Genomic DNA, 18,997 nt, shown 5'->3' with positions numbered 1-18,997 from the left:
CATCAATTACTCCTGTTTGCCTTTAATTTTATACTTAGCCAGTTTCTGCCGCATGTATCCCCGCCTGCGCTTATCTGCCTCGGCCAGTGTTGCGGCATCGGCATAGCGGCCTGGCGTTTTGGCAATACCAATGCGTTGCGAACCGTAAATGCCCGAGTGTCCGCTAAAAAAATAGGCTGTAAAACAAGCCACCGCAAAAAACAAGGCATACTGGCTGCCAAAAAGCTCAATCCCCATAAAAGTACAAGCCAACGGGGTATTGGTTGCGCCCGCAAATACCGCAATAAAACCAAGTGCGGCAAAAAGGCCTGCCGGGGCATCCATTAAAACTGATAACGTGTTGCCCAGGGTTGCCCCGATGTAGAACAATGGTGTTACCTCGCCGCCTTTAAAGCCACTTGAAAGGGTAACGGTTGTATAAATGGTTTTCCAAAGCCAGCTCCAGGTATCGGCCCCGCCGGCATTAAATGCCGATGGTATGGTAATTGCCCCGGCATGCCCGGCATCGATACCAAGGCCCAGGTAATCGGGCTTGCCCAAAAGAGCGGTAAGGCCAATGATGATTAAGCCGCCAAGTACCGGGGTAAGCCAGGGTTTTGGAACAATGGCTGCAAAAAAAGATTTTAGCCCATATACCAGGTACGCAAACAGGTAACTGGCCAGCCCGAAGGCCACCGAAGCCAAAACTATTTTGCCAAGCAGTAAAAAATCAAAGGCCGTATAAGTTGCATACCAATGCGGCACACTTGCAAACACATCAATATGATAGGCTGTGTGGTGAATGCCCCAGGCGGCAACGGTAACATCGCCAATTATGCTGGCCATCAGGCAGGGCAATAAGGCATTGTATTGTATGCGCCCAATGGTTAAAACTTCCATTGCAAATATAGCCCCGGTAACAGGGGTGCCAAATACAGCGCCAAAGCCCGCGGCTATGCCGGCAATAAGTATGGTGCGGGTATCGGCAGGGTTTAGTTTAAACCATTTGCCAAAGGCCTGCGCTATGCTGCCGCCAATTTGTACCGCTGTACCCTCACGCCCGGCCGATCCGCCAAATAAATGGGTAATCACCGTGGTAAGCAATACCACCGGCGCCATACGTTTGGGTACACCGCAATCGGGCTTGTGGATCTCGTCGATAATCAGGTTGTTTCCCTTTTCTGACGGTTTGCCCGCGAGTTTGTATATAAAATGGATAGCTACCCCAGCAAGGGGCAGTAAATATAAAAGGTAAGTATGGGCAAATCTGAAATGCGTGGCCCAGCTCAGCAGCCATAAAAACAAAGCTACCATGCTGCCTATAGCTACGGCAATAGGGATGATGAGCAGTGTCCACCTGAGCAGGTTTTTCACTGTCGAAAAAAAATCGGACGTAAAAATGTTATCGTTCATTTTTTATGGCGACGCTAATTTAGTTTTAAAATTGGTGGATTGTAAACGATGCAGCAAAACAACAACATAAAAGCATTGATGCTTACCGGTTGATACGCTGATAAGTGACAGAAGGGGGATACTGGCCGTGCCGGGCGGTGGTATGTTTTTGAAACGGGTTTGATAGGAATTTTTTTCACCTACAAAAAATTAGCGCAGAATATTACTCCACGGGTTAATTAATGCAGGCGCCATCAGCTTTTTAGGGCGGTTGAGTAGGAAGACACCATTTCCTTTGCAACAAATATAATCACAAAGCATTTAAAAGAATGTAGCTTTTAAATTAATTTAAGTAACTTTGTATATCAAAGTACTTTTGTTTTCTCGATTAATCACTTGGCGATTTTCATTTCATTTAAAAATAATTGAACACCCATTATGCAAACCGAACCTCAGCTGCGCAAAAAAGTAAAAACCTGGATCATTGTATTTATTATAGGGCTGGTATTAAGCGGCGTAACCGCTTTCCCCATTGAAACCGAGCTGGCTTTCCTGGCCAATGTAACCATATTCCCGCCGTTTATGCATCATTGGATAGCACAGGTTTACCAGGCTGTAAAAACAACCAATGAAAACTACCCCTATCTGAGTTATGGAACCGATTGGCTGGCATTTGGGCACCTGGTTATAGCCACTACTTTTATTGGCCCCCTGCGCGATCCGGTAAAAAATATCTGGATAATTCAGTTTGGGATGATAGCCTGTGTTATGGTTTTCCCGCTGGCCTTTATTGCCGGCCCTATACGTGGTATCCCCATTTATTGGCGCTGCATTGATTGTTGTTTTGGCATTTTCGGTTTTATCCCATTATACATCTGCTACCGCGATATCAAAAAGATAGAAGCATTAGCTAATTAGTATCCTAAACGTTGGCTAAGTGGAATGCATAGGCCACGTAATGCCCATGATGTGCCAATGAAACAGGTATACTTGTTTCTGTCAATCCATCATGTAAAATGGGGCAGCCGGACGGCATTTTGACGATATTTAGCTGGTTGAATTCAAAAAAAGTACCGAGTTTTTTTAAGATAAACTCCCGTACTTGTATTGATTGATATGCGGGACTGCTATCGTCAATAGGCTTAACCCCCCAGTACATATTTTCGAAATTATCACTGTTGTTAACTACTGTTACAATAAAACCGCTGGTAATTATCGACCGGGAGTAAAACTTATTTTGGTTAAAAGCGATGATGCTGTTGTAACAAGGTTCCTCATCAAACCCCTGGCCTTCAATTGGCCCGGTGGTAGCACAGGCCATACTCAAAGCGGGGGTAATATGCTCGACAACAATTTTTGAGGGAGAAAAAACAAGCCCGGGATTATGCCGCTGTTCAAATTTGTAAACCGACTCCTTAACCGACCATAAAAGCCAGGCAAAATACTCAGTGGGCATAGCCGCCAGTTGGGGCAGGCTTGGTAATTGAGTTTCGGGGCCGGTAATGAATTTGGAGTAAAACCTTGGTTCTCTTGTTCGCTCAGTGTCGATAGCCTGGAGGTCTACAATATCATTACCGGCACTTATGATCATGTTTGCTGGTTAGTCTTTTCTTCAATCACATCAATACAGCCGCCCACGTTCACCATTTTATCCGCAGCATCGTAGTCTATCTCGATATTGTATTTGGTTTCCGCATCAATAATGATATCAACAAGATTGGCCGAATTGATTTTCAAGTCCTTAATAAGGTCGGTATTTTCGTCTATGCTGGCCAGGGCTTCTTTATCAAGGGTATATGGCGATAAAACTTTTTTTAGTTCAATTAAAATCTCTTGTCGTGTCATTAGGGTTAAATTTAGAAAATATTAAGCAGGAATTAACGTCGCCGAAGCCAAAATTGGCTTTAGCAACAATATTAATGTCTTTTTTGACTATTGAAACAGGCAAACGGTTTAAATTGATGTAGTTGCCTATTTCGGGATTAGGATCATCCAGGTTTATATTAGGATGAACAAACCCGTGTTCCATTTGCAATATTGATGCCACAGCTTCGATCGATCCTGCCGCACTCAAGCAATGGCCAATCATTGATTTAAGTGAATTCATCAGTGGAAAATCGTCGCCGCCCCGGCCAAGCGCCTTGCACCAGTTTTGAATTTCCTGCATATCGGCATTGGTAGCAGTAAGGTGGCCGCTAATGAGGTCAATATCGTTAGCGCTTATTTTTGAATTAGTTATTGAATCTTCAATGCATTTGATAACACCCTGCGGGTTAGCCGCCGTCATGGAGCCGCCCATCCGCTGGCCGCCGCTATTGGTTGAACCGCCTAAAACCTCGGCGTAAATTTTTGCGCCCCTGGCCAAAGCAAATTCCAGGTCTTCCAAAACCAGTGCTGCCGAACCAGAGCCCGGCACAAAGCCACCGGCAGTTATACTCATCGGCCTTGATGCCTTTTCGGGCTTATCGTTATATTTACGGGATAGCACGCGCATGGAATCAAAGGAACCGAATACATAGGTATCAACATATTCGCTGCTGCCAACCAGCATTCGTTTGGCGTAACCATCTTTAATGGTTTCGTAGCCCATTAAAATAGCCTGTGTACCTGTAGCACAAGCCGCCGAGTTGGTGATTACTTTGTTACCCAATCCTAAACGGCCCGATACATAGGAGGTAACCCCGCTGTTCATGGCTTGCTCCACCACGCGCGAACCTAATTTTTTGGCCTCTTTGTTATCAACCCGGGTAATTACGTTTCTCATGGCCTCGGTGTCAGATACGCTGTTGCCAAAAATGCAGCCGGTTTCCCAGCGGGTTTCGTCGGTATCATATTCCAGCCCGGCATCAGCCCAGGCGTCAAGCGCGGCCATAAGGCCATAACCAATATTGGTGCCTTTAAGGCCGTGAAAAACAACCTCAGATATGTAGTTTTTAGTTTTAAGATCTTCCAGTACAAAATCGGGCTTGCCCGCAACATGGCAGCTAAATTTCAACTCCTCGTACAAAGGCTGAAATTTGATGCCCGACACGCCGTTTTGTATGGAATCAAGGAACGTGCTGACCCCGATGCCGTTTGGCGATACAACGCCCATACCGGTAACTACTACCCGCCTGCTCATTTTAAGTCAAGATGTTTAATAATGCCGGCAAATGTACCCCTGGCAACAATCTCTTTCTCGCTGTTCAGCATCTCTACGATGCATTTTAACTTGCCGAAACGAAAATATTGTTTTTGTGAAATAACCGTAACCTTTTGGCCGGGTAAAACCATTTTGTAAAAAGAAACATCGGTTGAGGTAAGCACAGGGTACAGCGATGTATCGCTGGTAAAATCATTACCGGGCTCTTTCATAATCAAAAAAATACCCAGCACAACCAAACCAATCTGGGCCATAATTTCGGTAATAATAACGCCTGGCGTAACTGGGTTTCCCTCAAAATGGTCTTCATAAAAAAAAGCATCCTGTTTCAACGTAAAATCGCCGGTAACCCCGTTTTCATTTAATGATGTAATGTTATCAATAAAGCGGAAGGTAGATTTGTATGGTAAATGATTAAGTATATGGTTATTCATGTTTCTAAAAATCAATATAGTTACAAACAATGTTCGCCACCGTCAACATGAATCAATGCACCATTTATCCAGAAGGCTTCGTCGGTACAAAGCATATATATTACGTTTGCAACATCTGCGGGCTTTGTTAACCGGCCCATAGGATTGTTTGCCGTGGCCAGTTCAATTAATTTATCGCTGCCCGGTATTCTTTTTAATGATGCCGTTTCGGTAACCCCGGCCTGTATCAAATTGGTTTTTATACCAAAGCGGCTGAATTCAACAGCCATATATTTTGCAAGGCTTTCTAATGATGCCTTCGCAATAGATACCGCCGCGTAACTTTCCCAATATTTATGCGCCCCATCGCTGGTAAGGCCTATAATACGGGCATCGGCGTTAAAAAGCCCGGCGTTAAGCAACAGCCTTGTCCAGTCAAGCAAACTATTGGCCATAGCATAGCTTGTGGCCTGTATATCATCAGTTGAAAGAACGGCGGTGCTGTCGGCATTTTCTGATTCAGTAGCCAGTGGTTTTAAATTGCCCCGGGCTATTGAATGCAGTAATAACTTAACACAATGTTTATGTACAGCAACTTCGGTAAATTGTTTTAAAAATAAATCGCGCCCGGTTTGTTCAAGCGCGTTTATGTTAAACGGCAGGATGGTTATACCGTTTGCATCTGCAATCTGGCTAAGTTTTATTTTGAGCGGCTTTTCGGTAATAGAGGTTTCACGGTACAAAACCGCTACGTTCATGCCATGCGCGGCAAGCTTTTGCAAAGCCCCGAATCCGAATCCGCCGGATCCTCCTAAAATTACAGCCCATGAACCAGCAAACTGTTTAGTTTTATCCATGTAAGTTGCTGTTAATTAATTTCATTGTTTATGGTATGGAAGATAGTGTAATTATTTTGCTATTAAATTTCCGAAAAAAATTCAAACCCCAAAGTAAGCGAAAGAAAATCGATTTTTAATGGTGTAACCGCTATTAATTGGGCATAGTTAAACCATTGCCCACAAAAAACATCCTACATCAGGATATGCAGGTTTAAGGTTATTGAAAAAAAATAAAACTAAATGAAGCAAAAACGGTTGCGCTTATGCTTATTGGTAAAGCGCAAACGCTGTTTGCAGGGCACATAATATTTATTACATTTGGTAAGCTTTATGAAGAATTATATTGAAAAGCGCGTTGCTTTTGTTTGTTTTGTGCTGATAATTATAGCGTGCAATAATACCGCGCTGTATGCGCAGAAATTAGAAAAAGCTGCTTTTTATAAAGCAATGGCAAGCGATAATATTGACGAAATTAACCAGGAACTGGCCACGTTTACTGATGCCGGCACCGAAACAAAAAGCGGCTATGAGGGCGCTTTACTGATGAAAAAAGCCAGCCTTGCCGGCAAGCCCAAAGATAAGTTAAGCTTTTTTAAAACAGGCCGCATTAAGCTGGAAACAGCCCTGCTGGCCGAACCGGATAACACCGATCTGCATTTTTTACGATTGGTTATACAGGAAAAAGCCCCTAAAATTGTGCATTATCGTACAGATATCGAAAAGGATAAAACTATGGTGATAAAAAACTTTAAAACCTTGTCGCCTGTAGTACAGCGGGCCATAGTTGATTATAGCAAAACTTCTAAAGTTTTGCACACCGAAGACCTTAAACCTGCTGAATAATGAGTAAAAAGATATTAGCTATTTACTATACCCAATCTGGACAGATGCGCGATGTCATCGACTCGTTAACGCAGCCTATTATTGACGCCGGGGCATCGGTTGAAAAGGTAGAGATAAAAATGGTAAACAGCTATAATTTTCCATGGACAGGTTCCAGCTTTTTTGCCGTTATGCCCGACTGTGTTTTAGGTGTACCTGCCCAAATTGAGTCATTTATATTAAAGGAAACCAAATACGATATGATCATCGTAGGCTACCAGCCCTGGTTTTTATCGCCCAGCATCCCTTCAAATTCACTGCTTAACCACCCCGACTTTATTAAAGTAGTACAAGATACGCCTGTTGTGACTATCAGTGCAGCCCGCAATATGTGGCTAAACGCCTTTGTGCGGGTACGCAAATCTATACAGGATGCAGGCGGAAGGCTGGTTGGCAATATTGCCCTGGTTGACAGGCACCTTAATCCCATAAGCTTTGTTACCATTTTTTACTGGATGCTTACAGGTAAAAAAGAAAGCTACCTGAATATATTCCCCAAGCCGGGTGTTGATGAGCAGGAGATAAAGGAAACTGCCAAATTTGGCCGGGTTATAGCAGCCAGGCTTAATATGGTTGGCTATTGGGATAGCCTGCAGGATGAACTAATGCACAACGATGCTGTAAACATTAAATACCCGCTGATGTTTATTGAAGGAAAGGCCCGGATCATATTTTCGGTTTGGGCAAAAATTATTTCAAAACGCAAAAATAAATCGGCATGGCTTGCAGCTTTTAAATATTATCTTTTTTTTGCCCTGTTTATTGTTGCACCCATTGCGCTAACGGTTGATATGATTTTAATAAGGCCGTTTTTTGGCGACAGGATACAGGAGAAAAAGAACTTTTACTTACAACTAAATTAAAATATACATGTCTTTTAATCAGGTTTATATAAACGCCACATCTGCTTTTTTACCCAACCAGCCCGTTGCAAACGACGATATGGAGCAGTATCTGGGTTATATTGATAATAAGCCTTCCAAATCAAAAAAAATTGTACTGCGTAATAATGCAATTACTACCCGGTATTATGCACTTGATAAAAATAAAAAAGCTACCCATACCAATGCCCAGATGACAGCGTTGGCCGTTAAAGAGCTGTTTAAAAATACCGATGCTAAAATAGAGGATACCGATATCCTATCATGCGGCACTTCATCTCCAGACCAGATGATGCCCAGCCACGGCGTAATGACACATGGCTGGCTACCCGAGGCTGGCGCAATTGAGGTAGTATCGCCGGCAGGGGTTTGCTGCGCCGGGATGCATGCTTTAAAATATGCTTTTATGGCCATCAAATCGGGCGATGCCAAACAAGCGGTGGCAACCGGGTCTGAAAGATTTTCGGGCCTGCTGGTGTCTGACGTGTTTGAAGAGGAAGCGCAGAAATTAAAAGAGCTTACCGAAAATCCTTACATCGCTTTCCATAAAGATTTTTTACGCTGGATGTTATCCGATGGTGCTTCGGCGTTTTTGATGACCGATAAGCCTAACGAAACCGGCTTAAGTTTAAGAGTGGAGTGGATTGAAGGGGTATCATACGCCAACCAGATGGACGCCTGTATGTATATGGGCGCCGAAAAACAGGCCGATGGCAGCCTGAAAGGCTTTATGGATTATACACCCGAAGAGGTGATGAACAAATCCATTTTCAGCGTTAAGCAGGATATTGGTTTGCTGAGCGATAATATCGTTCCGTTGGGTGGTGCCAAAATAAAAGAGATTTTTGAACGACGCGGGTTAACCACCTTAGATATCGACCATTTTTTACCCCATATCTCCAGCGACTTTTTCAGGCCGAAAATTTATGATATGGTGGAGATTTATGGCGGCGGCATCCCCTACGAAAAATGGTTTATGAACCTTTATACCGTAGGTAATGTTGGCGCGGCCTCTGTTTACTTAATGATAAACGAGTTGTTTCACAGTGGCAAACTAAAAGTTGGCGAAAAAATATTGCTGCTGGTGCCCGAAAGTTCAAGATTCTCGTATATGTATGCGATGCTTACTGTTGTTTAACGGGAGAAGCCAGTTTGCAATGAAAAAAGAAAACGTACCCCAGGATTTAAGCTCGCTTGGTAAAATTACCAAAGAGGTTTGCTATGCTACCGATAGCGACGGGAAGTATGTAACCCAGCTAAGCGATGGATGGGATGTAAAAATAACCGCGCTTGATGTGGCATGGCAGGAAATTGATGGCCGCATTGCCAACGCTAAACAAAGGGTTTTAAACGGAGAGGCCAGCCCGCTGCTGTTTTTTATGGAGTGGCGGCTAATGGACTTAAGTATTTTGGCCGATTATACCGGTTTTTGGAAATGGCAGATAAAACGCCACCTGAAACCCGGTGTGTTTAATAAACTATCAGAAAAAGATTTAAAAAAATATGCCGAAGCCTTTAATGTAAAGGTTGATGAGCTAAAAAGTATGGATGTGCATGAAGATTGATTTTGAACACGGACAAGCTGCACATTGCGAATCGGGGGTTACCAGTAATTTATTAAAAAAGATCTCGAACGGCAAAATAACCGAGCCGCTGGCTTTTGGTATTGGTGCCGGACTGTTTTTTGTATACGTACCGCTAATAAAAATAAATAATGGGCCGGCAATTGCTTTTCGCTCTATGCCGGGCTTTATATTTAACCGTACCTGCAAATCATTGGGGATACCCGTGATACAGAAAAAATTCAATTCCAAAGAAAAGGCCGAGGCCGCTTTGATGGAAAGCCTTGAAGCCGGACAGCCGGTTGGTGCGCAGGTAGGGGTTTACTATTTATCCTATTTCCCGAAGGAATACCGTTTTCATTTTAATGCCCACAACCTTATAGTTTTTGGCAAGGAAGGTGATAATTACCTGATAAGCGACCCCATTATGGAGCACGCTACAACCCTTACCAGCTACGAGCTGGAGCGCGTGCGTTTTGCCAAAGGGGCTTTGGCACCAAAAGGACAATTATACTATCCTGCCAATCAAACAGAAATTACCGACGACCAGATCAGGAGTGCTATTAAGAGCGGCATCAAAAAAAACGCTTTTAACATGATCTCTATCCCCGGTCCTTTCGCTGGTGTAAACGGAATAAGATATACGGGCAATAAAATAAAAGGCTGGCGCGATAAGCTGGGCCTTAAAACTGCAGGTTTGTACCTGGCACAGTTGGTGCGTATGCAGGAAGAAATAGGCACAGGCGGCGGCGGGTTCAGGTATATTTATGCCGCGTTTTTACAACAGGCTAATGATTACCTGCCCAACCCGGTATTGTTAAAGGCATCAGAGATGTTTACGCAAGCGGGTGACATGTGGCGAACAGCCGCCGTACAAGCTGCGGGTATTTACAAAGGCCGCATAGGCAGCCAGGAAGATTTTAATGTAATGGGCAACTATTTGTTAGAAATTGCCGAAATAGAAAAGAAAGCTTTTACACTGCTGAAAAATATTAAATGGTAAGCAAAACGTCCCTCGCCGTAAATATCGAAAACCTTTGTTTTCATTATCCGGGTAATTCGGGGGTGACTTACGATGGCCTGAATTTAAAGATTGCCGAAGGCGAGCGCTTCGGGTTGTTTGGTCCGAATGGTGCCGGTAAAACCACGCTCATGAATTTGATGACAGGCTTGCTGGTTGCAGATAAAGGCTCGGTTGAATTATTGGGTCATAAAATTGGCACCAAAAGCAAGGCTGTAAATAAGCTGTTTGGTTTTGTGCCACAAGATTTTTCCTTTTACCAGGAACTTAGCCCGATAGAAAACCTGGAGTTTTTTGGGGCCTGGTACGGCTTAAACCGTAAACAAATTGCACAGCGGTCGGCAGAATTGCTGGAGATATTAGGCCTTACAGATGTGAGCCATAAAGCCGTTGAAAATTTTTCGGGAGGGATGAAACGCAGGGTTAATTTGGCCATAGGGGTTATTCATAATCCGAAGATCTTGTTTTTGGATGAACCTACGGTTGGTGTGGATGTACAAACCCGCCACGCCATCATCGATTACTTAAAACAGCTGAATAAAGAAGGTACCACATTAATATATACCTCGCATCAGTTAGCCGAAGCCGAGGGCTTGTGCGAACAGATAGCGCTTGTTGATAAGGGCGAGATTGTTAGGGAAGGAAAACTGGATAGTTTGCTGGAAGAGTATGGCCACCAGGACCTGGAGGAACTGTTTTTAAACTTAACAGGAAAGGATTACCGGAACTAATGTTTAAGCTTTGGGCCTCCATAGTAAAAGATGTAAGGATATTGCTGCGCGACAAAGTGGGCATATCGCTCATGTTCATCATGCCCGTTATTTTGGTTATTGTGGTTACGCTTATCCAGAACAGCACTTTTCAGTTGATGAACAAAAACAAGCTCACCGTAGTGGTTTGTAATCAAGATGCCGGTAAACTAAGCAAACAACTCACAGCCACCATCAACAAAATTGGCATGTTTAAAGTGGTGCAGGCGGCATCAAATTTAAACGAACAGCAAATGGGCGATGCCATGCATAACGCCGACGCCATGCTGGCTATTACCATTCCGCCCGATTTTTCGGCAAAGATTGAAGCAAAAGCTAAATCATCATCAAATAAAGCGTTGAAAAGCTTTGGCCTGCAGGCCGATTCGGCTAAGGAAGAAAAACTGACGGCACCTACGCCATTGATCTTACATTACAACCCATCCATCCCCGAATCCATTCGCTTTTCGGTAAACGGAGCCTTGACCAGCGCCTTACAAATTGTAGAAAGCCGGGAAACCCTGCGCACGCTCTACTTCGCCATAAACGAAAAGGAAATGCCCGAAAAGTTGGAACAGGAAATGCTGAACGGCAAGGCCGAAATAAAGCAGGTGCCGGTATCAAAGGGCGGCAGCATAACCGCGCCAAATGCTACCCAGCACAACGTACCTGCATGGACTATATTTGCCATGTTTTTTATCATCATGTCGTTAAGCGGCAGCGTGGTAAGGGAAAAGGTGAGCGGCAGTTTTATCAGGTTAAAAACACTGCCCACTAATTTTGCTGTAGGCCTACTATCCAAACAGATTACCTATTTATGCGTAACACTGTTCCAGGCACTGGTAATTTTTTCGTTGGGATTATGGTTTTTTCCGTATATTAATTTGCCCGCGTTGAACTTACCGGCAGATATTTTCGGTTTGATTTTAGTAACGGTAGCCGTTGGTTATTGCGCTGTAAGCTACGCTATTTGTGTGGGCGTGTTTGCCCATACGCAGGAGCAGGCAAACGGTTTTGGAGCGGTATCCATAGTGATACTATCGGCCATCGGCGGCCTTATGGTGCCTTCATTTGCCATGCCGGGAGCATTAAAAACAATTAGTTCATTATCGCCATTACATTGGTGCATTGAGGCCTATTATGGCTTATTTTTAGAGGGCGCGGGATTAAAGGATGTTGTTATCAGCATTATTCCGTTGGTTGGAATTACATTTGTATTCCAGGCGCTAACGTTTATTGGTTTAAAAAGAAAGAATTTAATATAGAAACAAGATGGAAACTACAGAACTAAAGGAGAAGTTAAAAGTTCAGATCATTCAATTCCTGAATTTAACTGATCTTACCCCGGCAGACATTAAAGACGATGAGCCGTTGTTTGGCGATGGCCTGGGGCTTGATTCCATCGATTCACTGGAACTTATTGTACTTTTGAAACGCGAGTACGGCATCAATATTCAAGACCCTAAGGAAGGCCGTAAGGTGCTTGTAGATGTGAACACCATGGCAACTTATATTGAGCAAAACGGGCAAAAATAAACACGGATAAAAAATTGGACAGGATTGTAGTAACCGGGATTGGTGTGATTAGTGCTATTGGCCATTCGGTAGCTGAAAATCACGCGGCATTGGTACTGGGCAAAACCGGTATTATAAAAGGCGGTGGTAATTTCCCTTCAAGGTATTCGGGACTTTTGCCTTTTGGTGAGGTATTGACAGGCACCGAAGAATTGAAAGAGAAACTTGGTGTAACGGAGCCGGGTGTTACCCGCACCAGCCTGCTTGCCTTGCACGCGTTTAATGAAGCTATTGCCGATGCCCGATTAACCCCAAACCAACTAACAGCTACCGATACTGCCCTTGTGGGCGCTACAACCGTAGGCGGCATGTGCCTTACCGACGAGTTATATGCCAATACCCATGGCGACACCGAACACATTGAATATGTAAAATCATACGATTATGCATCGGTAAACCTACATATCCAAACGCGTTATGGTATAACAGGAGTAGTTAACACCCTGAATACAGCATGCTCGTCATCGGCAAATGCCATTATGTACGGTTGCCGACTGATAAAAAACGGGCTGGCAAATCGTGTCATAGTAGGTGGGGCCGATAGCCTGGCCAAATTTACAGTTAATGGTTTTAACGCCCTGCGTATTCTTTCGGATGAAGCTTGTGCACCCTTCGATCAAAATCGTAAAGGGCTAAATTTAGGCGAAGGCGCAGCGTTTTTAGTGTTAGAGAAGCAGGCAGATGCAGCAGGCAAAAAAATCTATGCCGTGGTGAGCGGTTATGGAAATGCCAACGATGCTTATCATCCTTCATCATTATCACCCGAAGGAGATGGGCCATACCTGGCTATGAAATATGCTTTGGACAATGCTGGCTTAAACCCGGCTGCTATTGATTTTATTAACGCGCACGGCACCGGCACCGAAAATAACGACGAGGTAGAAAGCCGTGCCATGCTGCGCCTGTTTGACTCCCTGCCCGATTTTGCATCTACCAAAGGCTTTACCGGGCATACCCTTGGCGCAGCCAGCGCTATTGAGGCGGTTTACAGCGTCCTGAATATAGACAGGCAGGAGCTATACCCTAATTTGAATTTTAATGTGCCGATAACTGATATTGGCCTTGAACCGGTACTACTTAACAGGGCAGCTACTATAACAAATGTAATGAGTAACTCGTTTGGTTTTGGCGGGAATTGTACATCATTAATTTTTTCAAAAGCTTAATGATGAAGTTGTATATCTACAAAACCACTTGTATTTCTCCACAGCAAACGTTTGGAGAAAATATTGATATTGAAACGCTTCGCCCTTCGGTTGATAATAAGCTGTATGCTATTGAGCCTGCTTATCCGCAGTTTAAAGGCAATGCTTTGCGCCGGATGAGTAAAAGTACCCGCATCGGTTCGGGAGCCGCCCTGCCGCTGCTTGCTGACGCCGTACAGCCCAATGGCATAATCATAGGCACCCAGGTGAGCGGGATGGAGGAGAATGGTAAGTTCCTGAACCAGATTATTGAGTATAACGAGGATATGCTTACACCCGGAAGTTTTGTGCAGGGTACCCCCAATACCATATCGTCGCAAATAGCGCTCATCAGCAATAATAAGAACTATAACCTTACCCATGTTCACCGTGGGCTGGCTTTTGAAAACGCGGTTATTGATGCAGCCATGCTGCTGAATGAAAACCCGCATAGCCGCTATTTATTGGGTGGCGTTGATGAAATTTCTTTCAACAACTACACCCTTGATACGCTTGCGGGCTGGTTTAAAAAAGAAGATTGCCTGAACAGCGACATGTACCGTTCTACAACCGATGGCAGCCTATCCGGCGAAGCCGCAGCTATGTTTATGGTGGGTAATGATAAACAAAACGCCATAGCACAACTGAAAGCCATAACTACCATACATAGTGCCGACGTTGATGTAATTAAAGCGCGCATTAAAAGGTTCATTGAAGAAAACCTTGCTGAAGGCGAACGGCCAGACCTGCTGTTAACCGGCGAAAATGGCGACAAACGCTCGCTCCCTTTTTATACCTCCTGCGATAGCTTGTTTGATAAACATACCACCATAGCCCGTTTTAAACACATGTGTGGCGAGTATCCAACGGCATCATCTTTTGCACTTTGGCTGGCCTGCAATTTTGTTAGCGGGGTGTTGACCATGCCGCAGCATATAATCAAAAGAAAAGGTGAAGCAAGCAACTTTAAAAATATACTGATATACAACACCCATAAAGTTGGGCAACATAGTTGCATGCTGGTGAGGTTGCCTAAATAATCCTTCACAAATAAACCTCCCGCGAGGTTAGCGTAACGTAACTCGTGGGTTAACCTGGTTTAAGCCTCCGGCTTAGTTCAGCTGAAAGCTGAAACCCGCAGTAGTCACGGGTTAAAACCCCGCGACTGAAAGAACGAAAGGATAATAACGCTTCCTGCAACGCGCCATTATCCCATGCGTCTTATCTTCTGAATGGTTTAATGTTTTATCAGCCATTATCAGCAGGAATATGCCGTCTCCATTAAAATTTTTGACCCTCATTTTCTTCTTTCTATCCAATTGGGCACATGCGCAAACACATGCTTTGTTAGATTCGATGACCCACACCATCGCAAAGCAGGAATACACCGGCATCCACAGCATCTTGATATCTAAAGGCGGCAAGCTGGTTTATGAGCATTATTTTAACGGTTATACTGCTGATTCGGTGCATGATTCCCGGTCGTCATTTAAATCTATAACCAGCCTGCTGATGGGCATTGCCATTGATAAAGGCTTTGTGAAAAATGCAGATCAAAAGGTTTATGCGTTTTTCCCTGAGTATAAATCATTTGCCAACAATGATGCACGGAAACAACTCATCACCATTAAAAACCTGTTAGAGATGCGGTCTGGCTTTGATTGCAATGAATGGGATGATGACGGTAAGGATTGCGAAACCGAAATGGTAGAAACCAAAGACTGGGTGAAGTTTTCGCTGGATTTGCCTATGAAAAACAATCCCGGTACGGTTTGGAACTATACATCATGTAACCCAATGATCATTAGTGGTATTATCAGTAATGCCTCCCATATGTCTGTTATGGCCTTTGCAAAAAAATATTTGTTTGATCCGTTGGAGATTACTAACTACCACTGGACAGTCGACCCGACCGGCCACGGTGCCACCGCCGGTTCTTTTTTTCTGCTGCCAAAGGATATGATTAAAATTGGACTGCTGGTAAAGAACAATGGCGTTTGGCAGGGAAAACAGATAGTATCGGCACAATGGCTCAGGGCATCAACCACAGCCACTATTTCAATTCCCGATTTTTCGTTTGTTAAATTGAGCAGGAATAAAATGGCCACGCCGCAACCTGCATATTATGGCTATTACTGGTACAACGAAAAGATAAAAGCCCAGGGTTATACAGAAGACGTTGTTTTTGCATCGGGAAATGGCGGGCAGTACATTATGATTATTAAAGATATGGATCTGGTGGTGGTATTTACCCAGGGCAATTACAATAACTGGAAGGCCAAACGGGCTTTTGATTTGCTGGCGAAGTATATAATTCCGGGGTGTAAGTGAGTTTCCATATAATAGGATCGTGCTTAATCGTAAGCTGGTAGCCCCAGCATCTTATCAACCCGCACAACCTGATATCCCCTGGCATTAATCTCTTTTAAAAAATCAGGCAGCATAGCCACCGTAACCGGGCACCTGTCGTGAAATAAAAAGATTGCTCCTGGCTCGATTTGCAGGGTTATTTTTTGCAAAAGCGCATCAGGATCGGTAGCCATGGTATCGTACGATCGTACGTTCCAACCGATGGGCAAATAATTTCCTTTAACAATGGCCTTTTTTAAATTAGGATTCATCACCCCATAAGGTGGGCGGAATAGCCTTGTTTTTTTACCAATAACATTATACAAGTCGCTGTCTACCTGCTGCATTTCGGCAAGCATTTTTTTTGATGGAAAAAGATCAAACAAGGCCGCGTGTGTATAACTATGGTTGCCAATCATATGGCCTTCGGCGTTTAGTTGCCTGATGATGGCTTCATTGCCTGCAATACACTCGCCAATGCAAAAAAAAGCAGCTTCTACTTCTGCTTCTTTCAAAATTTGTAAAACTTGCGGAGTCCCGTCACGTACCGGGCCATCGTCAAAAGTTATCGCTATTACTTTATCGGTTGTTTTAGCCGAGCAGTACATCGGCATAAAAAAGGCGGAGTTTACAAAATAGCAGCCATAGGCAACAATGAGTGAATACGCCAGGATAATTGCCCCATAGGCCAGCCAGCTTACCCCATATGTTTTGTCGGCCCAGGTGGCAAAACCCAGCAGGACGATGAATGCAATATTGGTGTTTCTGAATGTTAGCACGCTGATAGCAACATTAACGAGTGATTGGTGTTTTGGTAATGGTTATAAACCAATATTTTTTTAATTGGGGTAATAGGTTCCGACCCCGGAATGGTGTTTGTTTTGACGATTTGGGCAGCATACCATAACGCAAAGGCGGATGATGTGGGGTACTCGCCACACAGGTGTTTATACCTGGTAACATTACAGTAGTTAAATAACGAGCCCTCCAGGTAGTCGTAAACTGCATCATTTTGGGCATCACCGTTATTACCTGCTACCACCAGGCTAATATCATACATACTAAGGTCTTGTGCTGCCAGGAACGATTCAATTTGTTGTTCAATAGCTGCATGGCTGTCCGGTTTATAAAACGTGGCGATTGCATCCAGTTTAGCCAGGTCGTTTCCGGATGCTTCATTGGTTAACAGGAAAAATGCCGAGCCTTCACCTGCAACGGTGCCTTTTGAATTGGCACTATAAAGGTCGGTATTGGAGATAGCACCCCGTTTATATAAGCCAAACCTGCTCAGTATGCTGTGGCTGATATCGGTTATCTCGTCAATACCCCCTACCAGTACGTTTTTGGCCTCACCTTCCTGCAATAGCATCTGCGCGTCAAGCAGGGAACTTTCAAACGATGAGCCACCATTTACAAACGTGTTGTTGTAGTTGTTGCAATGCAGCAGCAAAGCCACCTGTGCGCCAATGGTGTTGTGGGTTGATTGTATGAACGATGTTGGGGTAAGTAACTCTTCGGCGCGTTCAACCATTTTACTTAAAAACACGCCGGTATCTTCCAGGCAACCGTAGGCCGTGCCGGTAATAATGGCATCGGGGTTGGTTACTCCCGCATCCTGCAAACAGGCCATGGCAGATGCTACCCCCATTTTGATAACCCGGCTCATGCGGCGGATGAGTTTTGGATCGATGATCTCTTTGTAATCGGGCGTAACGCAGCTGAGTCTATTGCAGTCATAAACTACTACTTCATCCAGGAACGGGACGTTTCCGAATGTTTTTTGAGGCGATATGTTTGCTGTTGAACGTATATACATATCAGGCCGGTAGTTTTGAAAATATTAATGACGAACAGTTCCCGCCAAAACCAAAGGAATTGGAAAGTACATGGTTTAAATCTGCGTTTTGTGTAAAACTTGTTTCAGGCGCAAAAGGATGATCGGCAATCTGTGTTTCAAACCGAAGGTTGGGGTAAATAAATCCCTGTTGGGCCGAGAGTGCCGAAAATACAGCCTCGATACCTGCGCTTGCGCCCAGCGTATGGCCGGTGAATGATTTGGTAGAGCTCATTTTAGGGAAATGCGGATCGAATAGTCGCTTTATAGCAGTCCCTTCGGAGTTATCGTTGTTTTGGGTACCGGTACCGTGCAGGTTAATGTAGCCTATATCTTCCGGCTTTAACCCGCTCATTTTTAAAGCACCCTCCATAGCCATAAAGGAGCCTGTGCCATCGGGCGATGAAGCGGTTTGATGGTAGGCGTCGTTGGCGTTACAGTAACCGCTCAAAGTACAATAAGGCGCTTTTTGCATCCCTGCCGCAACCCGTTCAGATACCAGGGTAATATACCCGGCGCCCTCGCCAAGGTTTAAGCCACGGCGGTTGGCGTCAAAGGGCTGGCAATACTGGTTGTCCAATATCATGAGCGTATTAAAGCCGTTTAGGGTAAAGCGGGTAAGCGCATCAGTGCCGCCGGCTATAACCACATCAAGTATGTTATTTTTGATGAGCCTTGCGCCATACATAATGGCATTGGCAGATGATGAACAGGCCGTACTGATAGTACTTATATAATTTTTTATCCCCAATTCATCCACTACTAATTCGGTCACTTTGCCGCATTCGTGGTTAACCACATTACGCAGTTTACCTTTTGCCGGGTTGGCCATAAATTGTACAAAAAAATCTTCGGTTTTATCCATACCACCCACGGTGTTGGCCGATATAAAGCCCGTGCGTAATGATGCGAAATTTTGGATGCCTGCGTCTTTTTTTGCTTCCCTCGCGGCGATGAGGCTTAGCATGGCTGTGCGGCTTATACCGGGCCCGAAGCCTGATAATTGGGCCAATTCATTATTGCTCAATTTAACTTCGGCAACCGGGAAAGTGTCTTGATGTACGGTTTGCAGGTATTTAATTTTATCAATACCTGCGCGGCTGTTCGCGAGCGCGTTAAGGCATTCGGCAGTATTGTTGCCAATACCCGAAATTACACCTACACCCGCTACAAAAACAGTTTTGCTCATTACTAT

General features: G+C 44.3%; 21 protein-coding genes and 1 riboswitch. Of the genes, 12 read left to right on the top strand and 9 right to left on the bottom strand.

Features of this window, described 5'->3' with window-relative positions:
- Nucleotides 1-6: 6 nt before the first annotated feature.
- A complete protein-coding gene (locus AC1DU2_RS05330; RefSeq protein ID WP_477362394.1) occupies nt 7-1,392 on the bottom strand; it encodes a voltage-gated chloride channel family protein in 1,386 nt (461 codons plus the stop codon).
- Between the two features lie 217 nt (nt 1,393-1,609).
- Nucleotides 1,610-1,674: riboswitch (Fluoride riboswitch) on the bottom strand.
- Between the two features lie 135 nt (nt 1,675-1,809).
- On the opposite strand from AC1DU2_RS05330, the gene AC1DU2_RS05325 reads away from it, so the two are divergent.
- Entirely contained in the window at nt 1,810-2,289 is a 480-nt protein-coding gene (locus AC1DU2_RS05325) for a hypothetical protein (protein ID WP_477383187.1), read from the top strand.
- A gap of 4 nt (nt 2,290-2,293) precedes the next feature.
- On the opposite strand, the gene AC1DU2_RS05320 is transcribed toward AC1DU2_RS05325, so the two are convergent.
- The 5 genes from AC1DU2_RS05320 to AC1DU2_RS05300 are packed head-to-tail and all read right to left on the bottom strand — an operon-like array spanning nt 2,294 to nt 5,783.
- Nucleotides 2,294-2,962, bottom strand: a complete 669-nt coding sequence (locus AC1DU2_RS05320; protein ID WP_477383186.1) for a 4'-phosphopantetheinyl transferase family protein — start codon at nt 2,960-2,962, stop codon at nt 2,294-2,296.
- Entirely contained in the window at nt 2,959-3,216 is a 258-nt protein-coding gene (locus AC1DU2_RS05315) for an acyl carrier protein (protein WP_477362400.1), read from the bottom strand. The genes AC1DU2_RS05320 and AC1DU2_RS05315 overlap by 4 nt, the downstream gene beginning before the upstream one ends.
- Nucleotides 3,191-4,492, bottom strand: a complete 1,302-nt coding sequence (locus tag AC1DU2_RS05310; RefSeq protein ID WP_477383185.1) for a beta-ketoacyl-[acyl-carrier-protein] synthase family protein — start codon at nt 4,490-4,492, stop codon at nt 3,191-3,193. The genes AC1DU2_RS05315 and AC1DU2_RS05310 overlap by 26 nt, the downstream gene beginning before the upstream one ends.
- Entirely contained in the window at nt 4,489-4,947 is a 459-nt protein-coding gene (locus AC1DU2_RS05305) for a 3-hydroxyacyl-ACP dehydratase FabZ family protein (protein ID WP_477362404.1), read from the bottom strand. Before AC1DU2_RS05305 ends, AC1DU2_RS05310 begins: the two co-directional genes overlap by 4 nt.
- 20 nt (nt 4,948-4,967) lie before the next feature.
- On the bottom strand, nt 4,968-5,783 hold the full coding sequence (locus tag AC1DU2_RS05300; protein WP_477362406.1) for an SDR family oxidoreductase: 816 nt from the start codon (nt 5,781-5,783) through the stop codon (nt 4,968-4,970).
- 312 nt (nt 5,784-6,095) lie between these two features.
- On the opposite strand from AC1DU2_RS05300, the gene AC1DU2_RS05295 reads away from it, so the two are divergent.
- The 11 genes from AC1DU2_RS05295 (at nt 6,096) to AC1DU2_RS05245 (ending at nt 15,950) form a co-directional block, all read left to right on the top strand.
- The gene (locus AC1DU2_RS05295; protein WP_477383184.1) at nt 6,096-6,608 is read left to right on the top strand and encodes a hypothetical protein; all 513 of its coding nucleotides are present in this window, start codon (nt 6,096-6,098) and stop codon (nt 6,606-6,608) included.
- Nucleotides 6,608-7,510 carry a hypothetical protein gene (locus tag AC1DU2_RS05290; RefSeq protein ID WP_477383183.1) on the top strand — a complete coding sequence of 301 codons (903 nt, stop codon included), beginning with the start codon at nt 6,608-6,610 and terminating at the stop codon, nt 7,508-7,510. The genes AC1DU2_RS05295 and AC1DU2_RS05290 overlap by 1 nt, the downstream gene beginning before the upstream one ends.
- Before the next feature lie 7 nt (nt 7,511-7,517).
- Nucleotides 7,518-8,666 (top strand): dialkylresorcinol biosynthesis protein DarB, encoded by a 1,149-nt coding sequence (darB, locus tag AC1DU2_RS05285; RefSeq protein ID WP_477383182.1) that lies wholly within the window; start codon nt 7,518-7,520, stop codon nt 8,664-8,666.
- A gap of 19 nt (nt 8,667-8,685) precedes the next feature.
- The gene (gene DarG / locus AC1DU2_RS05280) at nt 8,686-9,093 is read left to right on the top strand and encodes a flexirubin biosynthesis protein DarG (RefSeq protein ID WP_477362414.1); all 408 of its coding nucleotides are present in this window, start codon (nt 8,686-8,688) and stop codon (nt 9,091-9,093) included.
- The gene (darH, locus tag AC1DU2_RS05275; RefSeq protein ID WP_477383181.1) at nt 9,083-10,093 is read left to right on the top strand and encodes a BtrH-related acyltransferase DarH; all 1,011 of its coding nucleotides are present in this window, start codon (nt 9,083-9,085) and stop codon (nt 10,091-10,093) included. Before DarG ends, darH begins: the two co-directional genes overlap by 11 nt.
- Nucleotides 10,087-10,842, top strand: coding sequence for an ABC transporter ATP-binding protein (locus AC1DU2_RS05270; protein WP_477383180.1), 756 nt, complete (start codon nt 10,087-10,089; stop codon nt 10,840-10,842). Before darH ends, AC1DU2_RS05270 begins: the two co-directional genes overlap by 7 nt.
- Nucleotides 10,842-12,125 (top strand): ABC transporter permease, encoded by a 1,284-nt coding sequence (locus AC1DU2_RS05265; protein ID WP_477383179.1) that lies wholly within the window; start codon nt 10,842-10,844, stop codon nt 12,123-12,125. Before AC1DU2_RS05270 ends, AC1DU2_RS05265 begins: the two co-directional genes overlap by 1 nt.
- Before the next feature lie 7 nt (nt 12,126-12,132).
- On the top strand, nt 12,133-12,396 hold the full coding sequence (locus tag AC1DU2_RS05260; RefSeq protein WP_477383178.1) for a phosphopantetheine-binding protein: 264 nt from the start codon (nt 12,133-12,135) through the stop codon (nt 12,394-12,396).
- 14 nt (nt 12,397-12,410) lie between these two features.
- Nucleotides 12,411-13,601 (top strand): beta-ketoacyl-[acyl-carrier-protein] synthase family protein, encoded by a 1,191-nt coding sequence (locus AC1DU2_RS05255; RefSeq protein WP_477383177.1) that lies wholly within the window; start codon nt 12,411-12,413, stop codon nt 13,599-13,601.
- Entirely contained in the window at nt 13,601-14,659 is a 1,059-nt protein-coding gene (locus AC1DU2_RS05250; RefSeq protein WP_477383176.1) for a hypothetical protein, read from the top strand. The genes AC1DU2_RS05255 and AC1DU2_RS05250 overlap by 1 nt, the downstream gene beginning before the upstream one ends.
- A gap of 250 nt (nt 14,660-14,909) precedes the next feature.
- Nucleotides 14,910-15,950 carry a serine hydrolase domain-containing protein gene (locus AC1DU2_RS05245; RefSeq protein WP_477383175.1) on the top strand — a complete coding sequence of 347 codons (1,041 nt, stop codon included), beginning with the start codon at nt 14,910-14,912 and terminating at the stop codon, nt 15,948-15,950.
- A gap of 23 nt (nt 15,951-15,973) precedes the next feature.
- On the opposite strand, the gene AC1DU2_RS05240 is transcribed toward AC1DU2_RS05245, so the two are convergent.
- Genes AC1DU2_RS05240 through AC1DU2_RS05230 form a run of 3 tightly spaced genes read right to left on the bottom strand, consistent with a single transcriptional unit; the run spans nt 15,974 to nt 18,991 of the window.
- Nucleotides 15,974-16,747, bottom strand: coding sequence for a polysaccharide deacetylase family protein (locus AC1DU2_RS05240; protein ID WP_477383174.1), 774 nt, complete (start codon nt 16,745-16,747; stop codon nt 15,974-15,976).
- Entirely contained in the window at nt 16,741-17,784 is a 1,044-nt protein-coding gene (locus AC1DU2_RS05235; protein WP_477383173.1) for a beta-ketoacyl synthase chain length factor, read from the bottom strand. The genes AC1DU2_RS05240 and AC1DU2_RS05235 overlap by 7 nt, the downstream gene beginning before the upstream one ends.
- A gap of 1 nt (nt 17,785) precedes the next feature.
- On the bottom strand, nt 17,786-18,991 hold the full coding sequence (locus AC1DU2_RS05230) for a beta-ketoacyl-[acyl-carrier-protein] synthase family protein (RefSeq protein ID WP_477383172.1): 1,206 nt from the start codon (nt 18,989-18,991) through the stop codon (nt 17,786-17,788).
- Nucleotides 18,992-18,997 lie beyond the last annotated feature (6 nt).

The organism is Mucilaginibacter sp. P4_C11 (genome assembly GCF_056402115.1).
The sequence above is the reverse complement of the archived record's forward strand: the minus strand, read 5'-3'. Positions and strand labels throughout refer to the sequence as shown.

What these genes read in the sequence shown, in the direction of transcription:
- AC1DU2_RS05320 (WP_477383186.1), bottom strand. Translation starts at nt 2,962, where the DNA reads ATGATCATAAGTGCCGGTAATGATATTGTAGACCTCCAGGCTATCGAC.
- darB (WP_477383182.1), top strand. Translation starts at nt 7,518, where the DNA reads ATGTCTTTTAATCAGGTTTATATAAACGCCACATCTGCTTTTTTACCC.
- AC1DU2_RS05230 (WP_477383172.1), bottom strand. Translation starts at nt 18,991, where the DNA reads ATGAGCAAAACTGTTTTTGTAGCGGGTGTAGGTGTAATTTCGGGTATT.
- DarG (WP_477362414.1), top strand. Translation starts at nt 8,686, where the DNA reads ATGAAAAAAGAAAACGTACCCCAGGATTTAAGCTCGCTTGGTAAAATT.
- AC1DU2_RS05270 (WP_477383180.1), top strand. Translation starts at nt 10,087, where the DNA reads ATGGTAAGCAAAACGTCCCTCGCCGTAAATATCGAAAACCTTTGTTTT.
- AC1DU2_RS05250 (WP_477383176.1), top strand. Translation starts at nt 13,601, where the DNA reads ATGATGAAGTTGTATATCTACAAAACCACTTGTATTTCTCCACAGCAA.
- AC1DU2_RS05325 (WP_477383187.1), top strand. Translation starts at nt 1,810, where the DNA reads ATGCAAACCGAACCTCAGCTGCGCAAAAAAGTAAAAACCTGGATCATT.
- AC1DU2_RS05295 (WP_477383184.1), top strand. Translation starts at nt 6,096, where the DNA reads ATGAAGAATTATATTGAAAAGCGCGTTGCTTTTGTTTGTTTTGTGCTG.
- AC1DU2_RS05260 (WP_477383178.1), top strand. Translation starts at nt 12,133, where the DNA reads ATGGAAACTACAGAACTAAAGGAGAAGTTAAAAGTTCAGATCATTCAA.
- AC1DU2_RS05235 (WP_477383173.1), bottom strand. Translation starts at nt 17,784, where the DNA reads ATGTATATACGTTCAACAGCAAACATATCGCCTCAAAAAACATTCGGA.
- AC1DU2_RS05315 (WP_477362400.1), bottom strand. Translation starts at nt 3,216, where the DNA reads ATGACACGACAAGAGATTTTAATTGAACTAAAAAAAGTTTTATCGCCA.
- darH (WP_477383181.1), top strand. Translation starts at nt 9,083, where the DNA reads ATGAAGATTGATTTTGAACACGGACAAGCTGCACATTGCGAATCGGGG.
- AC1DU2_RS05300 (WP_477362406.1), bottom strand. Translation starts at nt 5,783, where the DNA reads ATGGATAAAACTAAACAGTTTGCTGGTTCATGGGCTGTAATTTTAGGA.
- AC1DU2_RS05330 (WP_477362394.1), bottom strand. Translation starts at nt 1,392, where the DNA reads ATGAACGATAACATTTTTACGTCCGATTTTTTTTCGACAGTGAAAAAC.
- AC1DU2_RS05305 (WP_477362404.1), bottom strand. Translation starts at nt 4,947, where the DNA reads ATGAATAACCATATACTTAATCATTTACCATACAAATCTACCTTCCGC.
- AC1DU2_RS05310 (WP_477383185.1), bottom strand. Translation starts at nt 4,492, where the DNA reads ATGAGCAGGCGGGTAGTAGTTACCGGTATGGGCGTTGTATCGCCAAAC.
- AC1DU2_RS05290 (WP_477383183.1), top strand. Translation starts at nt 6,608, where the DNA reads ATGAGTAAAAAGATATTAGCTATTTACTATACCCAATCTGGACAGATG.
- AC1DU2_RS05265 (WP_477383179.1), top strand. Translation starts at nt 10,842, where the DNA reads ATGTTTAAGCTTTGGGCCTCCATAGTAAAAGATGTAAGGATATTGCTG.